This window comes from Mesorhizobium sp. B2-4-2 (genome assembly GCF_006442845.1).
Lineage (GTDB): Bacteria > Pseudomonadota > Alphaproteobacteria > Rhizobiales > Rhizobiaceae > Mesorhizobium.
In genome coordinates this window covers 1-10,086 of record NZ_VFVM01000003.1, presented here as the reverse complement: position 1 = coordinate 10,086, position 10,086 = coordinate 1, and the positions used below count along the sequence as shown (strand labels likewise).

Annotated in this window: 7 protein-coding genes and 1 pseudogene; 2 read left to right on the top strand and 6 right to left on the bottom strand. The window is 57.8% G+C overall.

The window, feature by feature from the left end:
• Positions 1-112: 112 nt before the first annotated feature.
• From FJ942_RS29095 to FJ942_RS07125, 3 genes are all read right to left on the bottom strand, one after another.
• Positions 113-1,933 carry a sugar transferase gene (locus tag FJ942_RS29095; protein WP_140513525.1) on the bottom strand — a complete coding sequence of 607 codons (1,821 nt, stop codon included), beginning with the start codon at positions 1,931-1,933 and terminating at the stop codon, positions 113-115.
• 371 nt (positions 1,934-2,304) lie between these two features.
• The gene (locus FJ942_RS07130) at positions 2,305-3,408 is read right to left on the bottom strand and encodes a glycosyltransferase family 4 protein (protein ID WP_140525323.1); all 1,104 of its coding nucleotides are present in this window, start codon (positions 3,406-3,408) and stop codon (positions 2,305-2,307) included.
• Between the two features lie 17 nt (positions 3,409-3,425).
• Positions 3,426-4,409, bottom strand: coding sequence for a sulfotransferase domain-containing protein (locus FJ942_RS07125; protein ID WP_140513529.1), 984 nt, complete (start codon positions 4,407-4,409; stop codon positions 3,426-3,428).
• 433 nt (positions 4,410-4,842) lie between these two features.
• Here FJ942_RS07125 and FJ942_RS07120 point away from each other — a divergent pair, with 433 nt between their 5' ends.
• On the top strand, positions 4,843-5,742 hold the full coding sequence (locus FJ942_RS07120) for a formyltransferase family protein (protein WP_140513531.1): 900 nt from the start codon (positions 4,843-4,845) through the stop codon (positions 5,740-5,742).
• A 57-nt stretch (positions 5,743-5,799) separates the two neighbouring features.
• Here the strand turns inward: FJ942_RS07120 and FJ942_RS07115 are convergent, their stop codons facing one another.
• From FJ942_RS07115 to FJ942_RS07105, 3 genes are all read right to left on the bottom strand, one after another.
• Positions 5,800-6,828 (bottom strand): NAD-dependent epimerase/dehydratase family protein, encoded by a 1,029-nt coding sequence (locus FJ942_RS07115; protein ID WP_140513533.1) that lies wholly within the window; start codon positions 6,826-6,828, stop codon positions 5,800-5,802.
• A complete protein-coding gene (locus tag FJ942_RS07110; protein WP_140513535.1) occupies positions 6,825-8,174 on the bottom strand; it encodes a UDP-glucose/GDP-mannose dehydrogenase family protein in 1,350 nt (449 codons plus the stop codon). The genes FJ942_RS07115 and FJ942_RS07110 overlap by 4 nt, the downstream gene beginning before the upstream one ends.
• Before the next feature lie 538 nt (positions 8,175-8,712).
• A complete protein-coding gene (locus FJ942_RS07105) occupies positions 8,713-9,387 on the bottom strand; it encodes a hypothetical protein (protein ID WP_140567311.1) in 675 nt (224 codons plus the stop codon).
• Between the two features lie 607 nt (positions 9,388-9,994).
• On the opposite strand from FJ942_RS07105, the pseudogene FJ942_RS29090 reads away from it, so the two are divergent.
• Positions 9,995-10,086, top strand: a pseudogene (locus tag FJ942_RS29090) (molybdate ABC transporter permease subunit); the annotation flags it as partial.

Below are 10,086 nucleotides of genomic sequence, written 5' to 3'. Positions count from 1 at the left end.
CGATGGCCTACCCCATTAGCGGTAGCAGCTTCATGGCCGTTTTATCGCTAAATATATGCGGAACAAAAAAGTAGAACTATAAGACATACCGAACTAATAAAGAGAAAATTGCCTAGATATTTGGCTTTGTAAATTTAAATAAAAGCAAACGGCTCCATATCCTATTAATCTCCTCGGGATGAAGCACGACATATATGGTGCGCCTCTTTCGCTGTTGGTCGAGGATTGATCTAAGGTTGGATCCGGTAAGAGATATGCCGAAATCCGACGGGCCCGAATAGGCTTGGCCGAGCATGCGATCCAGCATCAACTCTCCCAAGGCCGGAGTGTAACGCGCAGAGCTCCAGTACCACCGCATCGTCTGATGACGATCGCCCGGATCCGGAATGTCTTCCATTGTAACGGAGTTATAGCCGCTAAAATCCCACAGTTTCACTTCAGACGTGGCTGTCTTGGATGCGTTGACCTGACTTACGGTATACGTCAGATCCACACGCCAGCGGTCGTAAACCGGGAGTAGCCCCATGGCCCTGAGTGCTTCCATCTGACGAGCATGTATCGGCGAAATGAAGAGCGTGACGTCTACTCCAGCGGCGGTGAGACGATCCAGCAGGTCATGCAACAGGCCGATTCTGGTGATGTCATAATCGAAGCTGCCGGGAGACGAAAACTCCGCCATCAACCGATTCAGCCTCTGGTCGGACACCTGTCTGTAGCTGTAATTATGTGCCAACATGATCTGGTGAAAACCGTCTTCCTTGTCGGTCTCCCGAAATCCAATGCTGTTGGCGTGCACCGTCCGCAAAGCGTCGATAAAGCTTTCGGGGGAGAACAGGGACCGCGCATAAACGATAGGCATTGGAACTCCGGCAAAGCCGGACTCCGGAAAATCTTGGGTTTCCGTTCGGTCCGCCTCAAACATGGAGAAATCGAGATTGACGATCATCCGGCGGGGTGCGCCGTGAGCCAGGGCGAACATGCCAATGTCATAGAGTTCGACCATGCTCGCATGCGGAACCGCGGCATTGTAGGCCTTCAGCCTAGCTAGGCTCGGTCCGGCGGGATCAAGCCCGACGCGCGCCCGCGAGCCGCCGAGGATCAAAGTGTCGTAGTCGGTGAGCCATAGACGTAGTGAGCGCTCGGCTGTCGTACCGATCGAAAGGCGATGTGTCTTTTCGGCATTGAAATCAGGAATCTCCAGATGATGGTTGATCCCATATGGATCGACAACAAAAACGAAAGCGGCAGTCCCAAGTTCTAGCAGAATACCGATGGCTGCAACCCTTGCGGCCAACCGTGGCAGGCGCGATCCAGACGTCCTCAACGGCCCGCCCGACTGCAAAACCTGCGAGCCCATGAACTCGGGCATGGTGGCGTGTCCCGCGGCGCTGATCCCCTCTCGGGTGAAGATCTTGTAAAAGGTCAGGCAGAGAATTTTCAGGTCAAGTGCGAAGGTCCGGTGATCGACATACCAGACGTCCAGGACGAAGCGGTTCTCCCAATCAAGTGCGTTGCGGCCGTTCACCTGCGCCAAACCTGTGATGCCGGGAATGACTTGGTGACGACGCGCCTGCTCAGGGCTGTAGCGGGGGAGATACTCCATCAAGAGGGGACGAGGCCCGACGAGGCTCATCTCACCCCGCAATACATTGATCAATTCGGGCAGCTCATCAAGGCTGCTTGCGCGCAGAAAGCTGCCAAAGCCAGTCAGCCTGTCAGCATCGGGAAGCAGCCGGCCATGACGATCCCGACGATCGGTCATCGTTCTGAATTTTATTATCTTGAATGGTTTCCCGTGCAGGCCGGGACGTTCCTGGCGGAAAAAAACAGGCCGCCCAAGAAGCAGCGCGACTGCTATTGAAAGCACCGCGATGAAGGGCGACATCAGCAGCAGAAGGCAGGCGGCACCGAGCAGATCGAACGTGCGTTTCATGAGCGATGCTCCTTTCATCGGCATGCCTGCCGCAGCTCGCTGATACGTCCTCTGGCCAACCGCAAGGCTTCGTAGTGGTCAAAAGCCAGGCCACGCCACGGGACACAATCTCGAAGTCTACATGTGCCTTGTGTCTTGAGACCGATCCCAATCAGGGACGATGTGCGGGCATTGCCTTCCACGCGCGACAGGTCGCCGCTTTTAGTTACATTGGCTGTAAAGTGCGCCTATCAAAGATCATTCTCCGGATGAACATCAGGATATGTGCGCCAGATTTGAAAACGCTCGAGGTGTTCTTGTCCGGCATTGGATATTTTCATCCGTAGATCACGAACCTGAATAACTGAGTTCGTGATCGATTGCCTTCACTTTCAGAATTTCGTCAAAGCGGAGTCCCATTTTTCCGCAATCTGCTGCATTGAGAACCGATCGATCGTTTTCCGGGCCGATCTACCCATTTTGTGGCGAAGAGCATTGTTTCGCATCAGGCATGCCATCGCGGATGCCAACTCGGCAACATCGTCGACTGGTACCAGCAGACCCGAAACGCCTGGTTCGATGATTTCGGATGGACCGAAATCGCAGTCCGTTGCGACGACGGGCAGGCCTGCCGCCATCGCCTCGATCAGCACGTTGGGAAAGCCTTCGTAGCGTGACGGCAGGACAAAGAGGGAGGCGTCGCGCGCCCATTCGCCCGGACGCTCGGTAATGCCGGCAAGCTTTACCCTGTCCTCCAAATCCAACGCATCGATCTGACGTTGAAGAAGAACCCGATCAGGTCCCTCGCCGAAGATTGTCAACGCCCATGCCGGAAATTCGCTGGCGACTTTAGCAAACGCCTTTATCAGCGTGTCGAAGCCTTTCTGTTCCACCAGGCGTCCGACGGCGACCAGGCGAAACATCTCATTGCCATGGTCTTTGTAGGCATCGGTCGCCTCGCACGGATTTCCGATGACCTCGCAAGGATTTCCGATAACGTGGGCTTTTTTTCTGAGCGTATCCGGAAGCGTCTTGACAATCGCATCAGTCTGCATGACGAGCCGATCCGCCTGCCGAAGTATGATGCCAGAAACGAGCCGCCAAGCGGCGTGTTTCTTCTGCGCTTTGGGATTGTTTCTTTCCGAGATAATAACCCGGATGCCAAGATTCTTCGCCGCCAGCAGGCAGAGAATATTAATCTTTGTTAGAAATGAAACGATCAGAGTGGGCTGAAGCTGCTTGAATTCCGCGCGCAACACGACCACGCGCCGCAAGCTGCGGACAAATCCGAGTTTCGAAAGCCGCGAAGCTCCATCCTCTACAAGTCTGTGGACAGTGACCTTCGGGTGCAGGGCAAAATAGCTCTTGTCTTGCTCTCCCACGAAAGCAAATAGATGGACTTCATCTCCGCGCCTGCATCGATCTGCGGCAAGCAGACTGACGACGCGCTCCGTCCCTCCTGCACCCAGGCCCGCCTGCACAATCGCAAGTCGCATTTACTCCCCTCTTAACGTCAGGACGTCGATGGATTGTTTCCATACTTCTCGGCGATCTCCGCCAAGTTGCTGCATGGATTGGTGGAAAGGGATTCGACGACAGGAAGATCTCTCTTGATCGTCTCGCCTTGGCCGTGTTCATCCATGAATTGGCGGCGAAGTTCATACCAGCCGCATGCGAGCCGCGTTCCGCCACGGGCAAGCAGTTCGATCGCGGCTGGAGTTAGCCAGTCGATGCAGGTCTGCTCAATGAGTTCGGCTTGCGCATCACTAAGATGATCGGAAAAGCCGCCGACCTTGCCGGGACGCGCATGCTGGCTTTCGCCATCGTGGGCCGCTAGGCCGCCCGCCATCTCATGCTCACGCATTACATCGAAACGCGAGGCGTCGATAGAATCCTGAAGCGCGCGCACGGACGGTGTGTGGCCGAGAAATCTCAGGATACGCGTGCAGGCACCCATAGGGTCTTCCGTCAGTTCCCCATAGCCCAATACTGCACTTACGTGATGCTTTAGACCTCTACCCCAATCATTCAGATATACTATCAGAGCCGGCAGGCCTTGTTCGCGATCGGCAATGAACGCGTCCATGGTGCCTTCGAAGCAGCGTTTGTGACGTGTGGCATCGAAATAAGCTGACACGATTACGTCGCGCGGATCTCGAGTCATGAAGATGATGGGTCGGTTGAGAAAAAGCGAGCGTCTATAGGTGAGGTGCGAAACCAGGACGAGCGGCACACGATGGCGCTCATCTGTGTAACGAAAAGCCGGGATGCCCCTCGTCGGATCGAGATCGAAATCCGGAAGAACCTCGAACATTGGCGAAAGATGGACATTTTCGCCGTTGGCGTGGCGACGAAAGTATTCCGAAAGGATATGTCTAAGCTGGGTTGCTCCAGATTCGGGATAGGAGACAAGAAACGCGTCTGCGCCCGACGCAGCCCAGGTCATCCTGATCCGGGCGTCGATCTTATGCAATGTCAGACGGGTGGTCGTCAGCATGGTGACAGGTCTTCAGTCCTTGGGGATCGTAGCGCAGCATGTATGACGTCGCAGTCGAAGGACGCGATGGGCGGGCTGCCGGCCATGGCCTTGAGTGGTACCGCGCAATCTTCGTAGCGGGACGAAAGCACAAATGCGTCGGCGTCCAGAAAGCAGGATCGCCATGCGTAGCAGATCAGATCCGCCCTTCCCGACTGTAGTGGCGCTGCGATCCAGAAATGCCAAGCCGGCGAAGCTGTCCATCGCGTATTCCAATCCCGCTGTCGCAACCCCTAAATACCCAGCTTTCTTTGAAGGGACGAGTTGCACATAGGGATGCATCGCCGGCTGCCGTTTACCTCTAAAGGAGGACTTGGGCGCAGAAACGAAGCAGACAATAGAAGAGATCTGTGTCCATCTATCGCTCACGCCGGTGAGTTGGAGCCTTGAATTCATGCGCATAGCCTTTGTCGGTGCGGTGGAGGGATCTCGGGTCGCATTCGATGCCCTTGTCGAAGCTGGCATGACGCCTTCGCTGCTTGTCACCCTTGCGGGCGAAGCTTCCAAACGCCATTCCGATTTCGTCGATCTGGCGGGGCCGGCACGCCTGGCCGGGGCCGCGGTCCACCTGACCAAGGACATCAATGCGCCCGACACGATCGACAGGCTCGAAGCCGAGCGGCCCGATTTGACGATGGTGGTCGGCTGGTCGCAAATCTGCCGCGGCGAATTTCGCTCGGTCGCCCGATATGGCTCGATCGGCTTTCACCCGGCGCCGTTACCGCGTTTTCGGGGCAGGGCGGTGATCCCCTGGACGATCATTGCGAATGAAAAGGAGACGGGCTCGACTTTCTTCCGGCTCGACGAGGGTGTCGACAGTGGCCCTATCGTCCTCCAGAAGCTTTTTGCCGTGGCACCGGACGAGACCGCGCGCTCGCTCTACGACAAGCACAAGCAGGCACTGTTCGAGATGACGCCGCTTGTCGTTTCGGCGATAAGTCGTGACAAGGCCGTGGGCGTCGCGCAGGACGAATCCCTTGCCAGCTATTGCGCAAAGCGCACGGCCGATGACGGAATAATCGACTGGAGCGATGCTGCCGAGAATGTCCTTCGTTTCGTCCGCGCCGTCGGCGATCCCTATCCGGGCGCCTTCACTTTCACTGCCGGTGCCAAGATCGTGATCGACAAGGCGCGCATGTTTGCCCCGCCTGGGCGCCATATCGGGCTGACCGGCCAGGTCCAAACTCATACCGACAGCGGCTTTACAGTGCTTTGTGGAGACGGAGCCGCCATTGAGGTGACATCCTGGCATGGCGAAAGGCCCAGGATACATGCCAAGCTGGCCTCGGCATGACCAACCTGTGTCGCGCCAAGGACCTAGGCGCGTGCACGGAGCACAGGTCTGCGCGCTTCAGGCGGCGATTGTCGGCCGCGACGGCCGTTCTTCCAGATACCAGCGTACGAAGGCGGTCACCCCGTCCTCGACGCTGGTGCAAGGGCGAAAGCCCGTAAGGGCCTCCAGCAGGCGGGGGTCGGCATAGGTTGCCCGCATGTCGCCAGCCTGCATCGGCAACATCTTGCGGATGGCGCGTTTGCCCAGGCAGTTCTCGATCGTCTCGATGAAAGGCAGCAGCCCGACAGGCTCGCCGCCGCCTATGTTGACGACACGCCACGGCGCGACGGGTGACAGCGTGTCGACGACGCCGGGAGCGGACGCCGCGCGACCTGTCGCCGGCGTGCATTCGACGAGTCGGACGATGGCTTCGACGAGATCATCGATATAGGTGAAATCGCGCTTCATCAGGCCTTCGCCATACACTTCGATCGGACGGCCGTTCTCGATCGCGTCGACAAATTTGAAGAGCGCCATGTCGGGCCGGCCCCAGGGGCCGTATACGGTGAAGAAGCGGAAGCATGTGGTCGGCGTTCCGAAGATATGTGAATAGGAGTGCGCCATCGCCTCCATCGCCTTCTTCGTGGCCGCATAGAAGGTTAACGGCCAATCAGCCTTGTCGGTTTCGACGAATGGCATCTTGTCGTTCGCTCCATAGGCCGAGCTCGTGGACGCAAGGAGCAAATGCCGGGGCTTGAGATCACGCGCAAGCTCAAGGACGTTGAACGAGCCGACGAGATTGCTGTCCGTGTAACTTCGCGGATTGTCGATTGAGTAGCGGACACCGGCCTGCGCGGCCAGATGCACGATCACATCGGGCCGGGCGTAGTCCGCGGCGCGGCGAAGGGCATCCAGGTCTTCCAGTTGGCCGATATGGGCGCGAAAGGCGTCGTATCTTTGAAGCAGGGCGTGTCGGGACTGCTTCAGGACGATGTCATAGTATGGCGTCATGCCGTCGAAGCCGGTGACGCGATGACCGTCGTCGAGGAGCCGGCGCGCCAAGTGAAAACCGATGAATCCTGCGGTGCCGGTGACCAGATACCTCATTCCGCGGCCGCGGCGAAAACTGCCTTGTCTCCGACCGCTCCCTCACCGATATTCACGTACTCGAAGCCGTGCTTGGAGATGTCTTCCCGCCGGTAAATGTTGCGCAGGTCGACCACCACCCGTTTCGACATCGTGCGGGACAGTCGTTCAAAATCCAGGGCGCGGAACTGATTCCACTCGGTCACGATGACCAGCGCGTCGGCGCCCTCGGCGCATTCATAGGCGCCTTCGGCATAGCTTACGCTTGTGCCGAGCACGATTTTCGCCTGTTCCATGCCTTCGGGGTCATACACTCGGACATGTGCTCCAAAATCGATCAAGGCCTGGATGATCGAGAGGGAAGGCGCTTCACGGATGTCATCGGTGTTGGGTTTGAAGGTAAGACCCAGCAAGGCCACTGTCTTTGCGCGGACATCTCCGCCGCAGGCAAATACGATCTTGCGCGCCATGGTGCGTTTTCGCTGGTCGTTCACGGCAACCGTCGTTTCGATCAGGCGCAATGGCGCGCCGCTGTCCTGCGCCGTCTTGACCAAAGCCAGCGTGTCTTTTGGAAAACAGGATCCTCCATAGCCCGGGCCGGCGTGCAGGAACTTTGAGCCGATGCGATTGTCGAGCCCGATGCCCCGCGCTACCTCGCGCACGTTCGCGCCCACGCTCTCGCAGAGATCCGCGATCTCGTTGATGAACGTGATCTTGAGCGCCAGGAAGGCGTTGGCCGCATATTTGATCAGCTCGGACGTGCGGCGGCCGGTAAACAGGATGGGTGCCTGGTTGAGATAGAGCGGCCGATACACCTCCGCCATCACCTCCCGGCCACGCTCGTCCGACGGGAGGCCGATAACGATCCGGTCTGGTCGTTTGAAGTCGTCGATCGCGGCTCCTTCGCGCAGGAATTCCGGGTTGGAGACGACGGCCACATCGGCCAGGGGATTGCATTGGCGAATGATCCGTTCGACCTCATCCCCCGTGCCCACCGGCACAGTGGATTTGATTGCCACCACGGTGAACCCGTGAACAGCGGCCGCGATTTCCCGGGCCGCTTCGTAGACATAGGACAGATCGGCATGGCCGTCGCCTCGCCTCGAAGGCGTCCCGACCGCAATGAACACCACGTCCGCGTCGGCGACTGCCGCTGTAAGCATGCTGGTGAAGGTGAGCTGGCCGCTCGCGGAATTCTTGTCGACGAGGTCGTCGAGACCTGGCTCATAGATCGGCATTCTTCCGGCCTGGAGATCGGCAATCTTGGCCTCCGCCTTATCGACGCAGACGACTTGATGGCCGAAATCAGCCAGGCAAGCGCCCGATACAAGACCCACGTAACCCGAACCAACAATCGCGATGCGCATGTAACCGCCACTCTGATGATGACAACTGACGCGATTAAGCCAGCAGCGGCCAAGAAAATGGAGTGCGCAATCGGATAAGACATTACCACTTCCGAGACCTGGTATGGGCCCGGACGGTCGTCTGGCGCGGTTTGACAACGCTAAGTGCTGATGGCCATTGCAAATGGACGAGACGAGATGATCTGGCGCGTAGCCACGCTCGGCTGCAAGCCGGCTGACGGCGCTTTATTGGCGCGTCGATTGCTTGAGTTCATTTTCCGTCAAAAATTCCGGTCGGCTGCCGTTTGGTCTTCTTGCCATGTTCCTAGAGGTAGCTCGGTTCTCGCTTCAACTTGCCGTCCGGGAGCCGAGTCAGGAAATTGCCCTCGAACAGCCTCGCCTGAGCTTGATAGATCTTCGTCCGGGTGAGACGGCGCGCTGGAGTGTTCTGCCGTGACGAACAAGGCTAGGCAGAGCACGCCGAGGCCGGCAGGGCGATTTTCCGGTCCATGCAATGGAATTGTTGCGGGGCTGCGCGGTCGCGTTTGCCGGCGAACATTCAAAGAATGTAGCTGTGGGCCTCGCTTTCCGTCGCACTGTCAGCCGCGGAGACAGGCTTGGCGAAGAGGAAGGCACCATCTCGCGAGAACAGATCCGCCGGCATCATCTGGAACTCGCGCTGCGAATGCGGGACATCCAATTCACGATCGACAATATGCCAGAGGCTGTTGAAGAACGACCCGTCGGCTTGCCTCATGCTTTCCCCCCGAAGCGGCTTTCTCGATGAGAAAACCGTTGCTGGATTGGCCCACATGTCGGCAATGGCGATATCGTAATAGCCGGGATGCGCGGCATTGGGTTTGATAATCGCGAAGGGCGTGTTCTTTTCCGGCCAGCCTACGCGGCCAACAGTCAGGCACTCTTCCGGCTCGGGCAATCTTGCCTCCACAAGATAGGCCAGTGCCGCATCGATGCCGCCGATTTCCGAAACGATGCACGATGTCAGTCCCGCGCGGGCAAGCTGCATCAGCTTTCGAGCCTCTTGTTCATCCATATCGGCCCATCTCAGGAAAGCCATCCATTGCTGGTGCAGGCAGTCGTCCTTGGCCTGGCAAAGAAGTCGTCCTGCCTCCAAAGCGGATTCGACCCTCCTCCTGTCCGCCTCCGCGAAGGCTTCCCGCGCAGGGCGAATTCGGCCGGCAATTTCCATCAGGTCATTTGAGATGTTTTTCATATCCTCCTCCCCAGGCGGATTTCTAATCTGATTTATGCGCTCCATGATGCGTTGGTTTTGTATTGCGTAGAAGGCCATCACGGGAACGCGTGAGATATCTTAGTGGCGTGGCCAACCTATTCTTTTGAGCAAGGGTCCCACTTCCGACTGTCGGCTGATCCGCGCGCGATTGTGTTCGCTACTACTTGCTGCCATAGCTTCGCTTTCGTCATTGTCGGCGTCGCCTGGTCCACACGACGACGTCTGCAAATTCTGCCGTCCGATCCGCCGAACGCCGTCTGCCGGGCGGTATGCGCGCGGTGGATGCTCGGGACCCAACGCTGGTCGCGACATGCAAGGCTTGTGGCTTAATTTTTCGACGATTGAAGAATGCGCGTACCCTATCATTTCGGTTATGGTGCTCATCCAACCAGACCTGGAGACCTGCGCAGTAAGGAGTAGTCAGAAGAGCTGGAGAAAGCCCGAATGACGGCGAAGGAAGAAAATCCACACGCCTTTGGGCGAATGGAAGTAGGCGCCGTATCTTTCAACGAACTTGCACGCCCAAGGCTCTTGAAGTCATAGCGAAGGGCAATCTGGCTTGAAGAGTGGGGCGATCCGGAACTCCATGACAGCAGTGGCCATCACAGCACCCGCTCGGGCGGGTTGGCGGTTTCGACAGCCGAGCGTCATTCCGGGTTTCGGATTGACGCTCGGCTT

Coding starts and splice junctions, on each gene's coding strand:
- FJ942_RS07120 (WP_140513531.1), top strand. CDS start 4,843: ATGCGCATAGCCTTTGTCGGTGCGGTGGAGGGATCTCGGGTCGCATTC.
- FJ942_RS07110 (WP_140513535.1), bottom strand. CDS start 8,174: ATGCGCATCGCGATTGTTGGTTCGGGTTACGTGGGTCTTGTATCGGGC.
- FJ942_RS07125 (WP_140513529.1), bottom strand. CDS start 4,409: ATGCTGACGACCACCCGTCTGACATTGCATAAGATCGACGCCCGGATC.
- FJ942_RS07130 (WP_140525323.1), bottom strand. CDS start 3,408: ATGCGACTTGCGATTGTGCAGGCGGGCCTGGGTGCAGGAGGGACGGAG.
- FJ942_RS07105 (WP_140567311.1), bottom strand. CDS start 9,387: ATGAAAAACATCTCAAATGACCTGATGGAAATTGCCGGCCGAATTCGC.
- FJ942_RS29095 (WP_140513525.1), bottom strand. CDS start 1,933: ATGAAACGCACGTTCGATCTGCTCGGTGCCGCCTGCCTTCTGCTGCTG.
- FJ942_RS07115 (WP_140513533.1), bottom strand. CDS start 6,828: ATGAGGTATCTGGTCACCGGCACCGCAGGATTCATCGGTTTTCACTTG.